The 21,399-nt window shown below is 61.8% G+C and carries 21 protein-coding genes and 3 tRNA genes; 1 reads left to right on the top strand and 23 read right to left on the bottom strand.

Going from position 1 to position 21,399, the window contains the following annotated elements; translation table 11 throughout:
• Window positions 1–528: 528 nt before the first annotated feature.
• The 23 genes from RHIZ70P_RS13500 to RHIZ70P_RS13390 form a co-directional block, all read right to left on the bottom strand.
• The gene (locus RHIZ70P_RS13500; RefSeq protein WP_115670814.1) at window positions 529–798 is read right to left on the bottom strand and encodes a DUF1467 family protein; all 270 of its coding nucleotides are present in this window, start codon (window positions 796–798) and stop codon (window positions 529–531) included.
• Between the two features lie 98 nt (window positions 799–896).
• Window positions 897–1,301: a methylmalonyl-CoA epimerase gene (gene mce, locus RHIZ70P_RS13495; protein WP_115670813.1), complete on the bottom strand. Its 405-nt coding sequence runs from the start codon at window positions 1,299–1,301 to the stop codon at window positions 897–899.
• A 59-nt stretch (window positions 1,302–1,360) separates the two neighbouring features.
• Complete coding sequence (locus tag RHIZ70P_RS13490; RefSeq protein WP_115670812.1) at window positions 1,361–3,028, bottom strand: ribonuclease J; 1,668 nt, start codon at window positions 3,026–3,028, stop codon at window positions 1,361–1,363.
• A 17-nt stretch (window positions 3,029–3,045) separates the two neighbouring features.
• Window positions 3,046–3,813, bottom strand: coding sequence for a biotin--[acetyl-CoA-carboxylase] ligase (locus RHIZ70P_RS13485; RefSeq protein WP_115670811.1), 768 nt, complete (start codon window positions 3,811–3,813; stop codon window positions 3,046–3,048).
• A complete protein-coding gene (gene nuoN, locus RHIZ70P_RS13480) occupies window positions 3,810–5,255 on the bottom strand; it encodes an NADH-quinone oxidoreductase subunit NuoN (protein ID WP_115670810.1) in 1,446 nt (481 codons plus the stop codon). Before nuoN ends, RHIZ70P_RS13485 begins: the two co-directional genes overlap by 4 nt.
• 18 nt (window positions 5,256–5,273) lie before the next feature.
• Window positions 5,274–6,785 (bottom strand): NADH-quinone oxidoreductase subunit M, encoded by a 1,512-nt coding sequence (locus tag RHIZ70P_RS13475; RefSeq protein ID WP_115670809.1) that lies wholly within the window; start codon window positions 6,783–6,785, stop codon window positions 5,274–5,276.
• Window positions 6,785–8,785: an NADH-quinone oxidoreductase subunit L gene (gene nuoL / locus RHIZ70P_RS13470; protein ID WP_115670808.1), complete on the bottom strand. Its 2,001-nt coding sequence runs from the start codon at window positions 8,783–8,785 to the stop codon at window positions 6,785–6,787. The genes RHIZ70P_RS13475 and nuoL overlap by 1 nt, the downstream gene beginning before the upstream one ends.
• 7 nt (window positions 8,786–8,792) lie before the next feature.
• Window positions 8,793–9,101: an NADH-quinone oxidoreductase subunit NuoK gene (gene nuoK / locus RHIZ70P_RS13465; RefSeq protein ID WP_115670807.1), complete on the bottom strand. Its 309-nt coding sequence runs from the start codon at window positions 9,099–9,101 to the stop codon at window positions 8,793–8,795.
• Between the two features lie 29 nt (window positions 9,102–9,130).
• Window positions 9,131–9,745, bottom strand: a complete 615-nt coding sequence (locus RHIZ70P_RS13460) for an NADH-quinone oxidoreductase subunit J (protein WP_115670806.1) — start codon at window positions 9,743–9,745, stop codon at window positions 9,131–9,133.
• Window positions 9,746–9,896: 151 nt separating this feature from the next.
• A complete protein-coding gene (gene nuoI, locus RHIZ70P_RS13455) occupies window positions 9,897–10,388 on the bottom strand; it encodes an NADH-quinone oxidoreductase subunit NuoI (protein WP_115670889.1) in 492 nt (163 codons plus the stop codon).
• 40 nt (window positions 10,389–10,428) lie between these two features.
• Complete coding sequence (gene nuoH, locus RHIZ70P_RS13450; RefSeq protein ID WP_115670805.1) at window positions 10,429–11,472, bottom strand: NADH-quinone oxidoreductase subunit NuoH; 1,044 nt, start codon at window positions 11,470–11,472, stop codon at window positions 10,429–10,431.
• 12 nt (window positions 11,473–11,484) lie between these two features.
• The gene (gene nuoG, locus RHIZ70P_RS13445) at window positions 11,485–13,566 is read right to left on the bottom strand and encodes an NADH-quinone oxidoreductase subunit NuoG (RefSeq protein ID WP_115670804.1); all 2,082 of its coding nucleotides are present in this window, start codon (window positions 13,564–13,566) and stop codon (window positions 11,485–11,487) included.
• Between the two features lie 187 nt (window positions 13,567–13,753).
• Complete coding sequence (locus RHIZ70P_RS13440; protein WP_115670803.1) at window positions 13,754–14,488, bottom strand: 5' DNA nuclease; 735 nt, start codon at window positions 14,486–14,488, stop codon at window positions 13,754–13,756.
• Window positions 14,489–14,501: 13 nt separating this feature from the next.
• Entirely contained in the window at window positions 14,502–15,806 is a 1,305-nt protein-coding gene (gene nuoF / locus RHIZ70P_RS13435) for an NADH-quinone oxidoreductase subunit NuoF (RefSeq protein WP_115670802.1), read from the bottom strand.
• Between the two features lie 11 nt (window positions 15,807–15,817).
• Window positions 15,818–16,999 (bottom strand): NADH-quinone oxidoreductase subunit E, encoded by a 1,182-nt coding sequence (locus tag RHIZ70P_RS13430; RefSeq protein WP_115670801.1) that lies wholly within the window; start codon window positions 16,997–16,999, stop codon window positions 15,818–15,820.
• A gap of 19 nt (window positions 17,000–17,018) precedes the next feature.
• Window positions 17,019–17,261 carry a hypothetical protein gene (locus tag RHIZ70P_RS13425; protein WP_115670800.1) on the bottom strand — a complete coding sequence of 81 codons (243 nt, stop codon included), beginning with the start codon at window positions 17,259–17,261 and terminating at the stop codon, window positions 17,019–17,021.
• Window positions 17,261–18,451, bottom strand: coding sequence for an NADH-quinone oxidoreductase subunit D (locus tag RHIZ70P_RS13420; protein ID WP_115670799.1), 1,191 nt, complete (start codon window positions 18,449–18,451; stop codon window positions 17,261–17,263). The genes RHIZ70P_RS13425 and RHIZ70P_RS13420 overlap by 1 nt, the downstream gene beginning before the upstream one ends.
• Before the next feature lie 56 nt (window positions 18,452–18,507).
• On the bottom strand, window positions 18,508–18,885 hold the full coding sequence (locus tag RHIZ70P_RS13415) for a four helix bundle protein (protein WP_268877530.1): 378 nt from the start codon (window positions 18,883–18,885) through the stop codon (window positions 18,508–18,510).
• Window positions 18,886–18,938: 53 nt separating this feature from the next.
• Complete coding sequence (locus RHIZ70P_RS13410; RefSeq protein WP_115670797.1) at window positions 18,939–19,541, bottom strand: NADH-quinone oxidoreductase subunit C; 603 nt, start codon at window positions 19,539–19,541, stop codon at window positions 18,939–18,941.
• An 18-nt stretch (window positions 19,542–19,559) separates the two neighbouring features.
• The gene (locus RHIZ70P_RS13405; RefSeq protein ID WP_115670796.1) at window positions 19,560–20,141 is read right to left on the bottom strand and encodes a NuoB/complex I 20 kDa subunit family protein; all 582 of its coding nucleotides are present in this window, start codon (window positions 20,139–20,141) and stop codon (window positions 19,560–19,562) included.
• Window positions 20,132–20,497 carry an NADH-quinone oxidoreductase subunit A gene (locus RHIZ70P_RS13400; RefSeq protein ID WP_115670887.1) on the bottom strand — a complete coding sequence of 122 codons (366 nt, stop codon included), beginning with the start codon at window positions 20,495–20,497 and terminating at the stop codon, window positions 20,132–20,134. The genes RHIZ70P_RS13405 and RHIZ70P_RS13400 overlap by 10 nt, the downstream gene beginning before the upstream one ends.
• 237 nt (window positions 20,498–20,734) lie before the next feature.
• Window positions 20,735–20,811: transfer RNA gene (locus tag RHIZ70P_RS13395), tRNA-Asp, on the bottom strand.
• An 82-nt stretch (window positions 20,812–20,893) separates the two neighbouring features.
• Window positions 20,894–20,970, bottom strand: a tRNA-Asp gene (locus tag RHIZ70P_RS13390).
• Between the two features lie 338 nt (window positions 20,971–21,308).
• Between RHIZ70P_RS13390 and RHIZ70P_RS13385 the strand changes: the two genes are divergently transcribed.
• Window positions 21,309–21,384: transfer RNA gene (locus tag RHIZ70P_RS13385), tRNA-Val, on the top strand.
• Window positions 21,385–21,399 lie beyond the last annotated feature (15 nt).

Below are 21,399 nucleotides of genomic sequence, written 5' to 3'. Positions count from 1 at the left end.
CATAGCGGTTTCCCTCGCACAAGAAAACCCGGATGAACGTGGCCGCATGGTCACCCCACAGGCCTGTCGCGTGTCATGTCGGACAGCACGCTGGAGAGGATGGGACCGTCATGAAATGCGGAGTTTCAAGACCTCACCTGCGACATTTCCGACGTGAACGATTTTTTCTCGGGACTGTAGCAATTTTGCAAAAAATGGGGTGACAAAGCGCACAAGTTGGGCTAGCGTTAGCCCACAAAACAGGCAGGAAGTTCAAATTCTTGCCAAATTCGCGGTCAAGTCTTGGGAGGATCAGATCTTAGGCGCGCTCGTTCGCAGCCCCTTAATTGGTGAAGGATCACGCGATACTTGAACAAGGTCTTCGGACCTTGTTTTTTTTTGCCCTTCAGAGATCCTGAGATATCAGGTAGCGGTATGCCTGACGCGTTTTCTGTTGCGATGACAATGACTTAAGCGCCGATTCTGAGGATTTGAATCCGGCGTCGCGGGCTTGTGCCACCCACGGCAAGCTCCGGGCCGACGCGGCCATCAATCGAATTTGGGAAGGAAGTTCGGCAAGCTGTCGAGGCCCACGCCGAAATAGGCCGTCGCGAGATACCAGCCGCCGTAGATGACTGCCGAGACGACAGTGGTGATCGCCACGACCTTGCCGCCGCGAAAACGTGCCGGCGCGCTCTCGACGCTGCCCGGAACGACCTCGTCGGCCTCGGCCTGCGTCTTCATACCGATGGGCAGGACGGCAAACAGCGTAATCCACCAGATGACGAAGTAGATCGCGAAAAACGACAGAATGGACAAGGTATTGATCCTTCGGCTGGCCAGCGCCCACAGGGTGCCGGGTTCGACCGTCTTATAGGGTCACTGCGGGTTTCGCGCAAATGGCCGGTGGCGCCGGGTCAGACCTGCTCGAGTTCGATCAGCGTGCCGTAGAAGTCCTTTGGATGCAGAAACAGCACCGGCTTGCCGTGGGCCCCGATCTTCGGCTCGCCACCGCCAAGCACGCGTGCACCGCCGCTTGCCAGCTGATCGCGCGCGGCCAGGATATCGTCGACCTCGTAGCAGATGTGATGCATGCCGCCGCCCGGGTTCTTGGCGAGGAAGGCCGCAATCGGCGAGTCGGCGCCGAGTGGCTCGAGCAGTTCGATCTTGGTGTTGGGCAGTTCGACGAAGACCACCGTTACGCCGTGTTCCGGCAGAGCCTGCGCCTGCGAAACATGGGCGCCCAGCGTGTCGCGATAGGATGCGGTGGCGGCAACGAGATCCGGAACGGCGATGGCGACGTGATTGACGCGTCCAAGCATGACAGGCTCCTATAAGACGAAACACGGCGAAGCTATAGCAGCTTCGCCGCGAAGATCAGTCAGACTTTGGTCACGAACACGGTGACGATCGGTTTCTTGCCCCAGGCGTCGTTGGCCGTGCCGCGCACCGCCCGCCGAATGCTCTCGCGCACCATTTCCAGGTCCTTGCGCCGCGCACGCGGAATGCTCTCGACCGCACCGAGCACGGCGTCATAGAGGGTGTCCTCCATGGACTCACCCTCCTGGTCGTATTGCGGCAGGCCGAAGGTGACGAGCTCCGGATCGCCGAGGAATTCAAGGCGAGCATCCAGGACGACATTGACGGCGACGTGTCCGACATAGGACAGCTTGCGCCGGTTGCCGATGCCCATCTCGTCGAGATTGCCGATGAGCTTGCCATCCTTGTAGATGCGGCCGTGCGGAACCTGGTCGATGACCTCGGCTTCGCCGGGGGCCAGCCGGAGCATGTCACCATTGCGCACGCGCGGTACGCTCTTGATGCCGGCCTGCTCGGCCAGTTCGGCCTGGGAGATCAGGTGGGCTGCTTCCCCATGTACCGGCACGAGGATCTGCGGCCGGGTCCATTCGTACATCTGCAACAGTTCGTTGCGGCGCGGGTGGCCCGAAACATGGACCAGCGCTTCGCTGTCGGTGACGATATGGATGCCCTGCTCCATCAGACCGTTCTTGATCTCGATGATCGCCTTCTCATTGCCCGGAATGGTGCGCGACGAGAAGACGACGGTGTCGCCGGCGGTCAGCGCCACATTGCGCATCTCGTCGCGGGCGATCTTGGCAAGCGCCGCACGCGGCTCGCCCTGGCTGCCGGTCAGAATGATGACGACCTTGTCGCGCGGGATGAAGCCGAACTCGTCTTCGGCGATGAAGGGCTTCAAGCCTTCCATGATGCCGAGATCGTCGGCGACGGCGCAGACGCGCTTCAGCGACGAGCCGAGCAGCAGCACTTCGCGACCGGCAGCTTCGGCTGCCTGGGCGATCGAACGGATACGCCCGACATTCGACGAGAATGTGGTGATCGCGACGCGGCCCTCGGCCGCCTCGATGATCTGGCGCAGCCCCTCCGAGACCTGTTCCTCCGAAGGCGAAACGCCATCGCGCATGGAATTGGTGCTGTCGCACATCACGGCCAGCACGCCCTCGTCGCCGAGTGCGCGGAAACGCGCTTCATCGGTCAGCGGCCCGAGCGACGGATGATGGTCGATCTTCCAGTCGCCGGTGTGGATGACGTTGCCGAGCGGCGTGCGGATGACCAGCGACATCGGCTCGGGAATCGAGTGGTTGACGCCGACCGCCTCGATCGAGAAGGGGCCGACATTGATCACGTCGCCGGCCTTGAACGGTGTCACCGGGATCTTTGCCCGGCTGCCTTCGTAATCCCGCTTGGCTTCCAGCATACCGGCGGTGAAGCCCGAGCCGTAGACGGGGACGTTGAGGCCCGGCCAGATGTCGTTGAGGCCGCCATAGTGGTCCTCATGCGCATGGGTGATGATGATCGCCTTGAGCTTGTTCTTGCGGGCGGCGATAAAGCTGACATCGGCAAGGACGAGATCGACGCCCGGCAGGTCCGGACCCGGGAAGGTCACGCCGCAATCGACCATGATCCATTCGCGGTTCGACGGTGCGCCATAGCCGTAGAGTGCGAGGTTCATCCCGATTTCGCCGACGCCGCCCAGCGGCACGAACACCAGTTCTTCGTTCTTAGCCATTCTTTCCTTGATCCAGTTCACCCGAAAAAGACGTCGCCAGCGGCGATCGCCATGCGGCCTTCGTCGCCGCGGTCGAGTATCAGCATGCCTTTATCATCGATTCCGCAAAAGTAACCGGAAATCGACCGGTCCGGCAGGTTCACCGTGATTTTTTCGCCGATGCCGCAGGCGACCGCCCGCCATCGTTCGACGATGCCGGCGATCCCCCTGCCCTCGTCCCAGATCGCCAGCATGTCGGCCATGCTGGCAAACAGATGGGCAAACAATTCCGGAGGCGAGACAAAGACCCCGTGATCGTTGAGCGAGGTTACCGGATAGGCCGTGTCGTCCGGCTTGGCGCGTATGTTGATGCCGATGCCGATCACCAGCGCATAGCGTCCGTCGGCCAGCCGCTCACCTTCGAGCAGGATGCCGCAGGTCTTCTTGCGGCCGATCAGGATGTCGTTGGGCCACTTGACTTCGAGCGGCGGCGCATCGGCGGGGAGCACCTGGCGGATCGCGCCATGAACGGCGAGCGCCACGGCGAGCGGCAGCGACGCCATTCGCTCCAGCGGCGCCGGGTCGATCAACAGCAGCGACGCATAGAGATTGCCGGGTTCCGACAGCCAGGCTCGGCCGCGACGTCCGCGCCCTCCAGTCTGGCTGTCGGCCGTGATCCAGAGGAAACCGAAATCGCCCGCGCGAGCGCGGGCGAGGCATTCCGTGTTGGTCGAGGCAACGGAACCGAGTGCCTCATGCCGGAAGTCGTCCAGCGACAACCGGCGCTGTCCGCCGTTCCTGCTCAATTAAAGAGCGTCTTGGCGGCCGCTTCGGCCGCTGTGCCGAGCGGTCCACCGACCAGCACATAGCCGACGACGAACAGACCCGAAAGGCCGAAGACGAGACGGAGTTCGCCGGCAATGCGCGAGAATTCGCCCCTGGCTTCGTCGAACCACATCACCTTGACGATGCGCAGATAGTAGAAGGCGCCGACGACGGAAGCGAGAACGCCGATGATGGCCAGGGCATAGAGCTTGGCTTCGATGGCGGCGACGAAGACGAAGTACTTCCCGAAGAAGCCCGCCAGCGGCGGAATTCCGGCCAGCGAGAACATCAGCGCGGTCAGCACGACGGCCATGAACGGCTTGGTGGTCGAAAGGCCGGCGAGGTCATCGATGTTCTCGACATTGCCGCCTTCCTTCTGCTTCATCGCCATGATGCAGGCGAAGGTGCCGAGCGTCATGATCAGGTAGATCAGCATATAGGTGATCACGCCACTGACGCCCGTCTCCGTTCCGGCGGCGAGGCCCACCAGCGCGTAGCCCATGTGGCCGATCGACGAATAGGCCATCAGTCGCTTGATGTTACGCTGGCCGATCGCGGCAAACGAACCAAGCAGCATGGAGGCGATAGCGATGAACACGATGATCTGCTGCCATTCGGCAAAGACCGGCAGGAAGGCGTCGATGACGATGCGCACGACGATCGCCATGGCGCCAATCTTCGGCGCAGCAGCCAGGAAGGCCGTGACCGGGGTCGGGGCGCCCTCGTAAACGTCTGGCGTCCACATGTGGAACGGCACGGCCGAAATCTTGAAGGCAAGGCCGGCGAGGATGAAGACCAGGCCGAAGATCAGGCCGAGGCCCGGTTCGCCGGCGGCCATCACCGCGGCAATCTCGTCGAAGCCGATATTGCCGGTGAAACCATAGACCAGCGACATGCCGTAGAGCAGCATGCCGGAGGACAGCGAACCGAGGACGAAATATTTCAGGCCGGCTTCGGTGGAGCGCAGGCTGTCGCGGTTGATCGCGGCAACGACGTAGAGCGCCAGCGACTGCAGCTCCAGCGACAGGTAGAGCGCGATGAGGTCATTGGCCGAGATCATCAGCATGATGCCGAGGGTGGCCAGAACCAGCAGAACCGGGAATTCGAACTTGTCGAGATGATCGCGACGGGCGTGACCGACGGCCATGATCATCGCGGTGATCGAACCGATCAGGGCGAGCGCCTTCATGAAGCGGGCAAAGCCGTCCGCCTTGTAGGCGCCGCCGAAGGCTTCGCCTTCGGCCGGAACCAGGATCATCCACAGGCCCGAAGCGATCAGCAGTGCAACGGCGAGACCCATGACGGTCGTTGCCGACTTCTGACCGGAAAAGACGCCGACCATCAGCAGCACCAGGGCACCGACCGCAAGGATCAGTTCCGGCGTGACCAGATGCAGACTAGCGAGGAGTGTTTCAGGGGTCATGTCCAAAGGATCCTGTCGTCAGTTCGCGATGAGCGCAACGGATTGCGCTGCCTGCAGTGCGGCTTCGTAATTGTTCACGAGAAGGTCGACCGATGCGGCCGTGGCGTCGAAGATCGGAGCCGGATAGACGCCGAAGAAGATGGTCAGCGCGATCAACGGATAGAGAATGGCCTTCTCGCGCAGCGAAAGATCGAGCAGACCCTTGAGGCTTTCCTTCTCCAGCGCACCGAAGATGACGCGACGATAGAGCCACAGGGCATAGGCCGCCGAGAGGATGACACCGGTGGCGGCAAACAGGGCAACCCAGGTATTGGCGCGGAAGACGCCGATCAGGGTCAGGAACTCGCCGACGAAACCGGAGGTGCCGGGAAGACCGACATTGGCCATGGTGAAGACCATGAAGGCCGTGGCATATTTCGGCATGTTGTTGGCGAGGCCACCATAGGCGGCGATCTCGCGGGTGTGCATGCGATCATAGATGACGCCGACGCAGAAGAAGAGCGCGGCCGAGACGAAGCCGTGGCTAATCATCTGGAAGATCGCGCCCTGCACGCCCTGGGTATTGGCGGCGAAGGTGCCCATGGTCACGTAGCCCATGTGCGCGACCGACGAATAGGCGATTACCTTCTTCATGTCGTCCTGCATCAGCGCCACCAGCGAGGTGTAGATGATGGCGATGACCGACAGCGTGAAGACGAGCGGGGCGAAATAGTCCGACGCCAGCGGGAACATCGGCACCGAGAAGCGCAGCAGGCCGTAGCCGCCGAGCTTCAAGAGGATGCCGGCGAGGATCATCGATCCAGCGGTCGGCGCCTGAACGTGCGCATCCGGCAGCCAGGTGTGAACCGGCCACATCGGCATCTTCACGGCAAACGAGGCGAAGAAGGCGAGCCATAGCCAGGTCTGCATTTCGGCCGGGAACTTGTGGTTCAGCAGCTGGGTAATGTCGGTCGTGCCGGCATTCCAGTACATGGCCATGATGGCGAGCATCATCAGCACCGAGCCGAGCAGCGTGTAGAGGAAGAACTTGTAGGAGGCGTAGACGCGATCCTTGCCGCCCCAGACGCCGATGATGATGAACATCGGGATCAGGCCGGCCTCGAAGAACACGTAGAACAGCACGATGTCGAGCGAGACGAACACGCCGATCATCAGGGTCTCAAGGATCAGGAACGCGATCATGTATTCCTTGATGCGCTTCTCGACCGAAACCCAGCTGGCAAGAATGCAGAACGGCATGAGCAGCGTCGTCAGGATGACGAACAGCATGGAAATGCCGTCGACGCCCAGATGATAGGCGATTCCGGTGCCGAGCCATTCGGTCTTCTCGACCATCTGGAAGCCGGGGTTCGAGTTGTCGAAGCCGATCCAGATGAAGAGCGAGACGACGAAGGTGAAGACCGTCGTCAGAAGCGAGACATTGAGGATGTTGCGGCGGCCAAGGCTGGTGTCCTGGCGGGTCAGCAGCAGCAGCGCCACGCCAACCAGCGGCAGAAAGGTGACCGTCGAGAGAATGGGCCAATCGGTCATCAGAAGGAACTCCCGAGCATCATCCAGGTAACAAGGGCCGCAATGCCGATCAGCATCGCGAAGGCATAGTGGTAGAGGTAACCCGACTGCAGGCGGACAACACGCTGGGTGAGGTCAGCGACGCCGGCGGCGACACCGTTCGGGCCATAGGCGTCGATGACGCCGATGTCACCCTTCTTCCAGAAGAAGCGTCCAAGGGCCTTGGCGGAACGTACGAACAGGAAGTCGTAAAGTTCGTCGAAATACCACTTGTTGAGCAGGAACTGGTAGAGCACGCGGTGCTGCTCGGCGAGGACCTTCGGCGTCGAGGGCGACTTGATATACATGTACCAGGCGGTGACGAAGCCGGTCAGCATGGCGACGAAAGGGCTCCACTTGACCCACAGCGGTACGTGATGGAACTCTTCGAGGATTTCGTTTTCCGGACCGGTGAAGAGAGCACCCTTCCAGAATTCGTTGTATTCGTGGCCGAAGAAGTAGCCTTCGAAGACAACGCCGGCAAACACGGCGCCGAGCACCAGGACGACGAGCGGGAAGAGCATGACCATCGGCGATTCATGCACATGGTGCATGACATCGGCCGAAGCGCGCGGCTTGCCGAAGAAGGTCATGAAGGCCAGGCGCCAGGAATAGAAGCTGGTGAACAGCGCGGCGATGACGAGCAGCGTGAAGGCGAACCCGGCGACGCTCGAATGCGAGGCATAGGCGCTCTCGATGATCACGTCCTTGGAGAAGAAGCCGGCAAAGCCGATCATCGTTCCGGGGATGCCGACGCCGGTCAGCGCCAGCGTGCCGATGGTCATCGCCCAGAAGGTATAGGGGATGTGCTTACGAAGACCGCCCATATAGCGCATGTCCTGCTCGCCGTCGACGGCATGGATGACCGAGCCGGCGCCAAGGAACAGGAGCGCCTTGAAGAAGGCGTGGGTGAACAGGTGGAACACGGCGGCGCCGTAGGCACCAAGGCCGAGCGCGACGAACATGTAGCCGAGTTGCGAGCACGTCGAATAGGCGATGACGCGCTTGATGTCGTTCTGCACCAGGCCGACGGTCGCAGCGAAGAAGGCGGTGATGGCGCCGATCAGGGTGACGAAGGTCAGCGCATCCGGCGACAGTTCGAACAGCGGCGACATGCGCGCGACCAGGAAGACGCCGGCGGTGACCATGGTCGCGGCATGGATGAGGGCCGAAACCGGAGTCGGGCCTTCCATGGCGTCCGGCAGCCAGGTGTGCAGCAGGAATTGCGCCGACTTGCCCATGGCGCCCATGAACAGCAGCAGGCAGACGGCGGTGATCGCGTGGCCCTTGTCGAGCGCCATGCCGAACAGGTTGATCACGACTTCCGTGCTTTCAGCACCTTCAGCCGGCAGATAGGTCTGGGTGGCGGCAAAAATCGTCTCGAAGTTGATCGAGCCGAACAGCACGAAGATGCCGGAAATGCCGAGAATGAATCCGAAGTCACCGACGCGGTTGACGATGAAAGCCTTCATGGCGGCGGCGGCGGCCGACGGCTTCTTGAACCAGAAACCGATCAGCAGATAGGACGCCAGGCCTACCCCTTCCCAGCCGAAGAACATCTGCAGCAGGTTGTCGGAGGTCACCAGCATCAGCATGGCGAAGGTGAACAGCGACAGGTACGAGAAGAAGCGCGGCCGATGCGGATCGTGGTGCATGTAGCCGATCGAATAGAGGTGCACGAGGGTCGACACGGTGTTGACGACAACCAGCATGACGGCGGTCAGCGTGTCGATCCTCAGCGACCATTCGACGTCGATGCCGCCGGACTGGATCCAGCGCAGGACGGAAACCTTGATAACCTCGTGGCCTTCGCCGTGACCGAGGCCGACATTGATGAAGACGATCCACGACAGGATTGCGACGATCACCATCAGGCCGGTGGTGATGTATTCCGAAGCCTTGGCGCCGATCTGGCGACCGAACAGGCCGGCGATGAGCGCGCCGATCAGCGGAAGAAAGACGATAGCCTTATAGATGAGCATAGCCGTATCAGCCCTTCATCACATTGACGTCTTCGACGGCGATCGAGCCGCGATTACGATAGAAGACCACGAGGATGGCGAGGCCGATCGCCGCTTCCGCCGCCGCCACCGTCAGGATGAACAGGGCGAAGACCTGGCCGACCAAGTCGTTGAGGAAGACCGAGAAGGCCACCATGTTGATGTTGACCGAAAGCAGGATGAGCTCGATCGACATCAGGATGACGATGACGTTCTTGCGGTTGAGGAAGATACCGAAGACGCCGAGCGTGAAAAGCAGCGCGCTGACTGTCAGGTAGTGGGAAAGACCGATTTCCATAATTCTTGCTCCTTGACCTCTCAGCTGCCTCAGATGCCCTGGCCCGGCTTGACCTTGACCACCTTGACGGCGGTCTCGGGCGTGCGGGCAACCTGGCGGGAGACGTCCTGCCGCTTGATGTTTTCACGATGGCGTAGCGTCAGCACGATCGCGCCGATCATCGCCACCAGAAGCACCAGGCCGGCGATCTGGAAGAAATAGACATAATTCGTATAGAGCACGTCGCCGAGGGCGGCGGTGTTGGTGCGTGCGTCAAGCGCCGGGATGGGCATGGTGATCGCTTCTGCGGCTTGCGGCGAAAGCGCGCTGCCGCCGATGACGATCAGAAGCTCCGCCGCGACGATCACACCGACCAGAGCGCCGACCGGGGCATATTTCAGCACACCGGAGCGCAGCTCGGCGAAATCGATGTCGAGCATCATCACCACGAACAGGAAGAGGACCGCAACCGCGCCGACGTAGACGACCAGCAGGATCATGCCCAGGAACTCGGCACCGATCAGGATGAACAGGGCCGAAGCGTTCACGAAGGTGAGGATCAGGAACAGGACCGAATGGACCGGGTTCCGCGCGGAAATGACCATGAACGCCGACGCCACAGCGACAAAGGCGAAGAGATAGAAAAAGAGAGCCTGAAGACCCATGTTGGTGCCTTTTCATCTTCCCCCGGGCGTGGGCTCCTGCCCTGCCGCCCGATGACGCTCAACCGGCATCCCCACCGAACAAGCGCCCCGTTTCAAATTCTGCCGCAGCGGAAGACATTCGTCCCTCGCCATGGCGCCGTCATGCCGCGGATCAGCGGTATGGCGAATCCAGCGCGATGTTGCGCGCGATTTCGCGTTCCCAGCGGTCGCCATTATCGAGCAGCCGGGCCTTGTCGAAGTAGAGTTCCTCGCGGGTCTCGGTGGCGAACTCGAAGTTCGGGCCTTCGACGATCGCATCGACCGGGCAGGCTTCCTGGCAGAAGCCGCAATAAATGCACTTCACCATGTCGATGTCGTAACGCACCGTGCGACGCGTGCCGTCATTGCGGCGCGGGCCGGCCTCGATGGTGATCGCCTGGGCCGGACAGATGGCCTCGCACAGCTTGCAGGCAATGCAGCGCTCCTCGCCGTTCGGATAGCGGCGCAGCGCATGCTCGCCACGGAAGCGCGGAGAGACCGGGCCCTTCTCGAAGGGATAGTTGATCGTCGACTTGGGCGCGAAGAAATAGCGCATCGACAGGAAGAAGGCGCCGACGAACTCTTTCAGGAACAAGGAACTGACAGTCTGGGAAAGACTTGCCATCTTCAACCTCCAAATCTGCCGAATGAACGGATGGCCATGATTATGCCCACCCCATGATCTTCAGCACGAATGCAACGATGATGACCATGGCGAGCGAGAGCGGAAGGAAGACCTTCCAGCCGAGGCGCATCAGCTGGTCATAGCGGTAACGCGGGACGAAGGCCTTCACCATGGCGAACATGAAGAACACCATGGATGCCTTCAGGACGAACCAGATGATGCCCGGAACCCAGTTGAGGAACCAGACGTCGACCGGGGGCAGCCAGCCACCGAGGAACAGGATGGTGGTCATGGCGCACATCAGGACGATGGCGGCATATTCGCCGAGCATGAACATCATGTACGGGGTCGAGCCGTATTCGACCATGAAGCCGGCGACCAGTTCCGATTCCGCTTCGGGAAGATCGAACGGAGGGCGGTTGGTTTCTGCCAGTGCCGAGATGAAGAAGATCACGAACATCGGGAAGAGCGCCAGCCAGTGCCAGTCGAGGAAGGAATTCGGCAGGCCGACCATGGTGCCAAGGCCGTCCTTCTGAGCGTAGACGATGTCTGTCAGGTTCAGCGATCCGACGCAGAGCAGGACCGTGACGATGACGAGGCCGATCGAGACTTCGTAGGACACCATCTGCGCCGCCGAGCGCAGCGCGCCGAGGAACGGGTACTTCGAGTTGGAGGCCCAGCCTCCCATGATGATGCCGTAGACCTCGAGCGACGAGATGGCGAAGATATAGAGAATGCCGACATTAATGTTGGCGATCACCCAGTTATCGGCGACCGGCACGACGGCCCAGGTGGCAAGCGCCAACGTCACCGAAACGAGCGGAGCCAGCAGGAAGACACCCTTGTTGGCGCCGGCCGGAATGACCGGCTCCTTGAAGACGAACTTCAAAAGGTCGGCGAAGGACTGGAACAGGCCCCAGGGACCGACGACGTTCGGGCCGCGGCGCATCTGAACGGCTGCCCAGATCTTGCGGTCGGCCAGCAGGATGTAGGCGATGAAGACCAGAAGGGCGACCAGCAGCAGCAGCGACTGGCCGATCATGATGGCCGCCGGCCAGACATAAGTGGAAACGAAACTGTCCATGATCCCCTGCCCTTACTCTGCCGCAGCCTGGAAATTGTTGCGGGCCAACGCCGAGCACTCGGCCATGACGGCCGAAGCGCGTGCGATCGGGTTCGTCAAATAGAAGTCTTTCACCGGCGACGCAAACGCGGATTTCGTCATCTTCCCGGCTTTTTTCGCAAGTGCGGCAATTTCGGCACCGGTGCCCGGCGCGATCTCGTCGAGGGCGGCGAAATGCGGGTGGTCCGCGTAGAGCCTGGCGCGAAGAGCGCCCAGCGAATCAAACGGCAGCTTCTTGCCGAGCACGTCGGACAGCGCCCGAATGATCGCCCAGTCCTCGCGGGCATCGCCCGGCGCGAAGCCGGCGCGGTTGCCCATCTGGACGCGGCCTTCCGTGTTGACCCAGGTGCCCGACTTCTCGGTATAGGTCGCGCCCGGCAGGATGACGTCGGCATGGTGCGCGCCGTTGTCGCCATGGCTGCCGATGTAGACGGTGAACTTCGCAGCCTTCCTGGTGAAGTCGAGTTCGTCGGCGCCCAGCAGGAACAGCACGTCCATCGAGGACAGCATGTCGCCGGCATTGACACCGCCTTCGCCCGGCACGAAGCCGAGATCGAGGCCACCGACGCGCGAAGCGGCGGTGTGCAGGACGGCAAAGCCGTTCCAGTCTTCGCTAACGGCACCGACCGCATTGGCAAGAGCGGCGGCATTGGCCAGAACAGCAGCGCCACCGGCACCGGTTATCGCGCCCTGGCCGACGATGATGAGCGGAGCCTTGGCGGCCTTCAGTTTCTCGACGAAGCCGTTCTTGCCCGACACCAGTTCGCCCAGCGTATCCGTACCGGCACCGAGATGCTCATAGGGATAGCGCATCTCACCACCCTCACCAATCACGCCGATCGGCAGGCCGCTGCGACGCCAGGCCTTGCGGATGCGGGCGTTGAGCACGGCCGCCTCATAGCGCGGATTGGCGCCGATGATCAGGATGGCGTCGGCCGATTCGATGCCTTCGATGGTGGAATTGAACAGGTAGCTTGCGCGACCGAGCGACGGATCAAGTGCCGCCCCATCCTGGCGACAGTCGGTATTGGTCGAGCCGAGCGAATTGACGAGCGCCTTCAGCGCGTACATTTCCTCGACCGAGGCCAGATCGCCAGCGATCGCACCGATCTTGGCACCCGTGGTGGCCGCAACGGCCGACTTGATCGCGGCGAAGGCCTCTGCCCAGGTCGCGGCCTGCAGGCGGCCGTCGCGGCGCACATACGGCCGGTCGAGGCGCTGGGTCTTCAAGCCGTCCCAGATGAATCGGCTCTTGTCGGAGATCCACTCCTCGTTCACCTCATCGTTGACGCGCGGCATGATGCGCATGACTTCGCGGCCACGGGTGTCGACGCGGATCGCGCTGCCGAGCGCGTCCATGACGTCGATCGATTCGGTCTTGTTCAGCTCCCAGGGACGGGCGGTGAAGGCAAACGGCTTCGAGGTCAGTGCGCCGACCGGGCAGAGGTCGACGACATTGCCCTGCAGCTCCGAGGTCATCGCCTGCTCGAGATAGGTGGTGATCTCGGCGTCTTCGCCGCGGCCGATCAGGCCGAGCTCGGCGATGCCGGCGACTTCGGTGGTGAAGCGGACGCAACGCGTGCAGTGGATGCAGCGGTTCATCACGGTCTTGACCAGCGGGCCGATATACTTGTCCTCGACCGCGCGCTTGTTCTCGGTGTAGCGCGAGCTGTCCATGCCAAAGGCGATGGCCTGGTCCTGAAGGTCGCATTCGCCGCCCTGGTCACAGATCGGGCAATCCAGCGGATGGTTGATGAGCAGGAATTCCATCACGCCTTCGCGGGCTTTCTTGACCATCGGCGTGTTGGTGAAGACTTCCGGCAGTTCGCCGTTCGGGCCGCCACGGATGTCGCGCACGCCCATGGCGCAGGAAGCCGCCGGCTTCGGCGGGCCACCCTTCACCTCGACGAGGCACATACGGCAATTGCCGGCGACCGACAGCCGTTCATGGAAACAAAAGCGCGGGACTTCGGCGCCGGCTTCCTCGCACGCCTGCAACAGCGTGAAATGATCCGGGACTTCGATCTCTTTACCGTCGACTTTCAGCTTAGCCATATTCGCCTTCCTGCCTCACGCATAGTGCGCATTGCACCGCAGCTTTCGCCGCGGCAGGCGGAGCCGTTCAACCTGGATTGACCCGTCCCCGCCATCTATTTCCCGATCCGCACCCCGCGCCGCGAGGCTGGACATCCATTGTTCTTCGCCGACAGCAACCGCTCCCTGCGGAGCGCGTTGACCGGCGTTATTTCCTGCCGCGCGCCAGCTTGCGCGCCTGCCCCGCCCAATCGTCCCGAATGGCCCTGCCGTCAAGCCCGATTGCCGCGTCGAGCGCCTCGAGTTCCGCGGCGTCGAGCGCCGTCAGATCCGCAAAGCGGCGGATACCGCGTGCATTCAGCACCTGTTCCAGTTTCGGGCCGATCCCTTCGATCTTCTTCAGGTCGTCGGCCCTGCCGTTTGCCTTTGCGGTCTTTGCCAGCTTGACCGTCGCTGCCTTCTCCGGCGCCTCGGTCGTGATCGCAGCGCTACTCCGCCGTACCGTCACCGGCTTTGCGGCCGCCGCGTTCGCCGGCTTCGGCGTGGCCGGCTTCAACGCCATCGGCTTTGCCGCCTGGACGGTCCCCGGCTTGGTCCGTTTCGCCTTTGAAGGCTTCACATCCGCAACCGCGACTGTCGCGACGGTGGCCGCAGAGCCAGCATCCTCGCCCCTGGCCCCGGCGTTCGCCTGCTCTTCCTCGAGCCTTCGGGCCAGCTTACCGCTCGCCTCGAGCGCACCGTGCAGCGAGCCGAGGAAGACGCTCGTCATGTGCGTCGCAAGACCGAAACCAATCGCCGTGGCCGCGGCAAACGCCGCCGTCGGATGCGCCATCAGCGGGTGCAAGGGCACGGCCGGCATGTCCTTCAGCGCATCGGCAAGACGATCGGAATCAGCCGGCTCTGCCGACCGCCGTTCCCCCGTCTTGTCCGGTGCCTTGGCCATCGCCGCTCGTTCCTTACTCGGCTGCTTCCATGACCACGCCATGCGCCATGGCGTGGCGGGTGTACTGATCGATCCGCGATTCGATCTCCGGCCGGAAGTTGCGGATGAGGCCCTGGATCGGCCAGGCGGCGGCGTCACCGAGCGCACAGATGGTGTGGCCCTCGATCTGCTTGGTCACCTGGAACAGCATGTCGATCTCGCGCTTCTGGGCATTGCCCCTTACCATGCGCTCCATGACCCGCATCATCCAGCCGGTACCTTCGCGGCACGGCGTGCACTGGCCGCAGCTCTCGTGCTTGAAGAAGGCCGCGATGCGCCAGATCGCCTTGATGATGTCGGTCGACTTGTCCATGACGATCATGCCGCCGGTGCCGAACGACGACTTGACCTCGCGCAGGCCGTCGAAGTCGAGCACGACGTCCATCATGTCCTCGGCCTTGACGACCGGGCAGGATGCGCCGCCCGGAATGACGGCAAGGAGATTGTCCCAGCCGCCACGGATGCCGCCGGCGTGCTTTTCGATCATCTCGCGGAAGGTGACGCCCATGCTCTCCTCGACCGTGCACGGCCGGTTGACGTGGCCGGAGATCATGAACAGCTTGGTGCCGACATTGTTCGGGCGGCCGAACGAAGAGAACCAGCCGGCGCCACGGCGCAGGATGGTGGGGGTGACGGCGATCGATTCGACGTTGTTGACCGTCGTCGGGCAGCCGTACAGACCCATATTGGCCGGGAACGGAGGCTTCAGGCGCGGCTGGCCCTTCTTGCCTTCGAGGCTTTCGAGCAATGCCGTCTCCTCGCCGCAGATATAGGCGCCGGCGCCGTGGTGGACATAAATGTCGATGTCATAGCCGAGCTTGTTGTTCTTGCCGAGCAGGCCGTAGTCATAGCACTCGTCGATCGCCGCCTGCAGGGCCTCACGCTCGCGCATGAACTCGCCGCGGACATAGATGTAGGCCGCATGGGCGCCCATGGCGAAGGAGGCGATGACGCAGCCTTCGATCAGCGTGTGCGGATCGTGGCGCAGGATGTCGCGGTCCTTGCAGGTGCCGGGTTCGGATTCGTCGGCATTGACCACCAGATAGTGCGGACGGCCGTCGCTTTCCTTCGGCATGAACGACCATTTGAGGCCAGTCGGGAAGCCGGCGCCGCCACGGCCGCGCAGGCCCGAGGCCTTGACCTCGTTGATGATCCAGTCGCGGCCCTTCTCGAGCAGCTGCTTGGTACCGTCCCAATGACCACGGCTCATGGCGCCCTTCAGGGACTTGTCCTTGAGGCCGTAGATATTGGTAAAGATGCGATCCTGATCTCTCAACATATCCTAACCCCTTACCGCGGCTTCTTGCCGAAGACCTTGATGTATTCGGCCTCGCCGCCCCGGGCGAGCGCCTCGGCCTGCTTGACCCAGTCGTCGCGCTCGATCCGGCCCGCAAATTTCAGATAACCGTCAACCCATTCGCGCTCGGCCTTCTGCCAGCCGGCGATCTGGGCAAAGGTGTAGATGCCGAGACCGTTGAGGATGCCTTCGATTTTCGGGCCAACGCCCGAGATCATCTTGAGGTCATCCGGCGTGGCCGGCTTGTCGATGCCGGCCGGACGGTTCTTGTCGTCCAGCGACAGCTGCCCGGCGACCGGTGCCTTCTGCGCTTTCGTACCCTTGCCGGCGGCATCGGCGGCAGCCGTCTCGGAGATCGTTTCCTTGATCTCGTCACTGGCCGGCTTTGCGCTCTTGCGGGCCGCCTTCACGTCGGGACCACCCGGCGTCGCCGACTTGCCGTCGGCCGGGGTCTTGAGCGCCGGATTGGTCTCGTCGGTGGTGGTGACCGGTCTTGCGGCGTTCGCCGGCGGCACCGCGGCCTCGGCTACAGGTGCCGGCTCGATCTTCGCCTTCTGCACGACAATCTCTTCCGTGAGCGTCGTCGGTCCACCGGCCGGGGCCGAATAGATGCGATCGACCTGCGGACCGGGCGTAATGTCGGACCCCTTGCCTGCCTGGAAACGATCGATGATGTGCTCGAGCTGGGTCGGCGTCAGGTCTTCATAAGAGTCCTTGAAGATCATCACCATCGGCGCGTTGACGCAGGCGCCCTGACATTCGACTTCTTCCCAGGACAGGGTGCCATCCTCGTTGAGTTCGAACGGATCGTGATGGATCTTCGACTTGCAGACCTTGATCAGGTCCTCGGCGCCGCGCAGCATGCACGGCGTGGTGCCACAGACCTGGACGTGGGCGCGGGTGCCCACCGGCTTCAGCTGGAACTGGGTGTAGAAGGTCGCGACTTCCAGCACGCGGATATAGGGCATGGAAAGCTTGTCGGCGACGAATTCGATCGCCGCTCGGGTAACCCAGCCGTCCTGTTCCTGGGCGCGCATCAGAAGCGGAATGACCGCCGATTGCTGCCGGCCTTCGGGGTATTTGGCAATCGTTGCCTCGGCCCAGACGGCATTCTCCTCGTTGAACGAGAAACCTACCGGCTGGAATTGATCTTCGGCTAGTCGACGAACGGACATTACTTCCTCACGCCTTGTCTCAGTTTATGGAACCACACCGCGAATTCGTCAGGGACGTGAATTCGCAGGCATAGGCCGAGTTTTCTTTCTGCAGGAATACGATCAGCTTGGAGCCGTTGGAGACGGTCGACTTGATCTCGTAGCCCTGCTTGATGAGGTCTCCCATCGACGACGCGGAGCCGCTCGACGACACGCCCGCATCCTGCGCCTGCGCAAAGGCGGCGAACAAAAGGGCGGCGGTCGTCAGCAGCACGCGCAGCATCAGCGGTCGACCTCACCGAACACGATGTCAAGCGAACCGAGGATCGCCGAGATGTCGGCGAGCTGGTGACCGCGGCAGATGTAGTCCATCGCCTGAAGATGCGCATAGCCCGGCGCGCGGATCTTGCAGCGATACGGCTTGTTGGTGCCGTCCGATACGAGATAGACGCCGAACTCGCCCTTCGGCGCTTCCACCGCGGCGTACACTTCACCCGCCGGCACATGGTAGCCTTCGGTGTAGAGCTTGAAATGATGGATCAGCGCTTCCATCGACCGCTTCATTTCGCCGCGCTTCGGCGGAACGACCTTGCCGTCGATCGAGGAGATCGGACCGGTCTTGGCATCGCCCAGCAGGCGATTGACGCACTGCTTCATGATCTTCACCGACTCGCGCATTTCAAACATGCGGATCAGGTAGCGGTCGTAGCAGTCGCCATTCTTGCCGACCATGATGTCGAAGTCCATGTCGGCATAGCACTCGTAAGGCTGCGACTTGCGCAGATCCCAGGCCGCACCCGAACCGCGCACCATGACGCCGGAGAAGCCCCAGGCCCAGCAATCCTCGAGGCTGACCACGCCGATATCGACGTTGCGCTGCTTGAAGATGCGGTTGCCGGTCAGAAGATCGTCGATATCGTCGAGCTTGGCCGGGAACTGGTCGCACCACTTGCCGATGTCCTCGACCAGCTCATGAGGAAGATCCTGGTGGACGCCACCCGGACGGATATAGGCCGAGTGCATGCGCGCGCCGCAGGCGCGCTCATAGAACACCATCAGCTTTTCGCGTTCCTCGAAGCCCCAGAGCGGCGGCGTCAAAGCGCCGACGTCCATGGCCTGGGTCGTGACGTTCAGGAGATGCGACAGGATACGGCCGATTTCCGAATAGAGGACGCGGATCAACTGGCCACGGATCGGGATCTCGACGCCGAGCAGCTTTTCGACCGCCAGCGAATAGGCATGTTCCTGGTTCATCGGCGCGACATAGTCGAGCCGGTCGAAATAGGGCAGCGCCTGCAGATAGGTCTTGGTTTCGATCAGCTTCTCGGTGCCGCGGTGCAGCAGGCCGATATGCGGATCGACGCGCTCGACGATTTCGCCGTCGAGTTCCAGAACGAGGCGCAACACCCCGTGTGCGGCGGGATGCTGCGGGCCGAAGTTGATGTTGAAGTTGCGGACGTTGTGTTCAGTCATTGCGATTCGCTCCGCGCATCGAGGCATTAGCCAATAGGCAGTAGCCAGTAGGGCGTCTATTCACTCGTGCGACCATTCCGTTCATCCTGCAAACTGCGGATCAGCGACCTTAGCATTTTCCCGACTTCCTCACTCATCGCCAACCCCTTTCCGATTCTCTGTTCGGTTAGAAGCCCGAGGCGCGAGCTTAGTATCAAATGCGTCTCCAACTCTTTGAGAGAACCCTGAGCGATTTTCAAATGCTGGACATAGGAGCCCGTAACATTTCGACCGTGACCTTCCGCGATGTTGGCCGGGACAGATGCTGCTGCCCGCCTGATCTGCGACACGAGGCCATAGACCTCATCCCGCGGAAAGCCCTTCGTCAACTCATAGCTCTCTACCGCGAGATCCATCGCGCGTTGCCACACTCTGAGATCCTGGTAGGAGTTGATCGTCGTCTGACTGCCCCTTTCCTTCCTACTGTCTACTGGCGACTGCCTAAATCCTACTGCTTCGCCTTCTCATCGCCCGGCAGCACGTAATCCGTGCCTTCCCAGGGCGAGAGGAAGTCGAAATTGCGGAATTCCTGCTTGAGTTCGACCGGTTCGTAGACGACGCGCTTGGCGTTGTCGTCGTAACGGACCTCGACGAAGCCGGTGGTCGGAAAATCCTTGCGCAACGGATGCCCCTCGAAACCGTAGTCGGTGAGGATGCGGCGCAGGTCCGGATGGTCGGTGAACATGATGCCGTACATGTCCCAGGCTTCCCGCTCGAACCAGTCGGCACCGGGGAAGACGGAACAGGCCGACGGAACCGGCTTGTCCTCGTTGGTCTGGACCTTGACGCGGATGCGGAGATTCTGGCGCGGCGAGAGCAGGTGGTAGACCACATCGAAGCGATCTGCGCGCTTCGGGTAGTCAACGCCGCAAATGTCGATCAGGTTGACGAACCCGCACTGCACATCGTCACGCAGGAAGGTGAGGAGCGCGATCACGGTCTCGGGCTTCGCCGTCAGGGTCAGCTCGTCGTAACGCATCTCCGAAGAGGCGATGAGCGCACCGCGCACCTCGGAGAGGTAGGATGCAAGCTCGTTCAGGGCTTCACTCATTTGTCTCGTCCCTTCGCCTTACCGTTCGATGGTGCCGGTGCGGCGGATCTTCTTCTGCAGCAGAAGCACGCCGTAGAGCAGCGCTTCTGCCGTGGGCGGACAGCCCGGCACGTAGATGTCGACCGGCACGACGCGGTCGCAGCCGCGCACGACCGAATAGGAATAGTGATAGTAGCCGCCACCATTGGCGCAGGAGCCCATGGAGATGACGTAGCGCGGTTCCGGCATCTGGTCGTAGACCTTGCGCAACGCCGGCGCCATCTTGTTGGTCAGCGTGCCGGCGACGATCATCACGTCGGACTGGCGCGGGCTGGCGCGCGGCGCAAAACCGAAGCGCTCGACGTCGTAGCGCGGCATGGAAAGCTGCATCATCTCGACGGCACAGCAGGCGAGACCGAAGGTCATCCACATCAGCGAGCCGGTGCGGGCCCAGTTGATCAGATCGTCGGTCGAGGTGACGAGAAAGCCCTTGTCGGCGAGCTCATTGTTGATCTCGCCGAAGAAGGCATCGTCAGAGCCGATCGGCTTGCCGGTATTGGGATCGATGATCCCCTTGGCCTGCGGCGCAACCAGCGTCGTGTTGGACTGGCTCACTCCCATTCGAGTGCCCCCTTCTTCCATTCATAGATAAAGCCGATGGTCAGCACACCGAGGAACACCATCATGGACCAGAAGCCGAACCAACCGATATCACCGAACGAGACCGCCCAGGGGAAGAGGAACGCGACTTCGAGGTCGAAGATGATGAAGAGGATCGACACCAGGTAGAAGCGGATGTCGAATTTCATGCGCGCATCGTCGAAAGCGTTGAAGCCGCATTCATAGGCCGAGAGCTTTTCCGAGTCGGGCGCCTTGAAGGCGACGGCGAACGGCGCGATCAGCAGCGCCAGGCCGATTACGAGGGCAATACCGATGAAAATGGCAATCGGAACGTAGGAACTGAGCAGTTCAGTCATCATGTCCATCCCTGCTTGTATCGAATGCCGGGCGGCAGTTCGGGCACAAGGCCAACAAGCCGAAAAGAGTGTTGCAACGAGCCGTGGTTAGCGCAGCCGGCCCGGTTGCGCAAGACCGGCATCGGGCTTTTCACCCGATACCGGGACCACATTACCAGCCGGTAAAAACCCTGTCGCGCGCAATCGGTATATTATGACCGTGCGGCGCAACAAAACACTGAATGAAGGGAATGGGAATGGCGCGAGTGACGGGGCTCGAACCCGCGACCTCCGGCGTGACAGGCCGGCACTCTAACCGACTGAGCTACACCCGCGCATTGTTGGACCACCAAATTGGTGACCCGACCCTCAACGCCGCCCGCAAGAGCTTGACGGTAAGGTTAGGCTTTTTGAGAATGGCGCGAGTGACGGGGCTCGAACCCGCGACCTCCGGCGTGACAGGCCGGCACTCTAACCAACTGAGCTACACCCGCGCATTTCTCAAGGAAGCGTTGCCGCTTCGTTACGATCGGCTGGGCCGTTCGATGAGCGGCTAACTAAGGGGTTCGCTTATTGGTGTCAAGCGCGATCGAAGACAAATCCATGACGGAACGAAATTTGTTCGTCCGCCCTGGCGCCATCTCCAGACACCGGTGGAAAACCACCCTCGCCTGCCCCTCACGAAAAGCCTGCAAAGCCGGGCTTTGACATAGACGGACGCGCGAGGCGGGCCAAAAAAATCAAAAAATCTTCACAAACACCCTTGCGGATTTTTCCCGATCCGCATAGATCACGGCCACCGACGCAGCGGGCCTTGCCCGACAATGCGGAAGGGCGATTAGCTCAGTTGGTAGAGCGCCTCGTTTACACCGAGGATGTCGGGAGTTCGAGTCTCTCATCGCCCACCATTCCCTTCCCATGTA

It is taken from the genome of Paenirhizobium selenitireducens ATCC BAA-1503 (genome assembly GCF_900492185.1).
GTDB classification, from domain to species: Bacteria; Pseudomonadota; Alphaproteobacteria; order Rhizobiales; family Rhizobiaceae; genus Allorhizobium; species Allorhizobium selenitireducens_A.
This window is presented reverse-complemented; position numbering and strand designations above follow the sequence as displayed.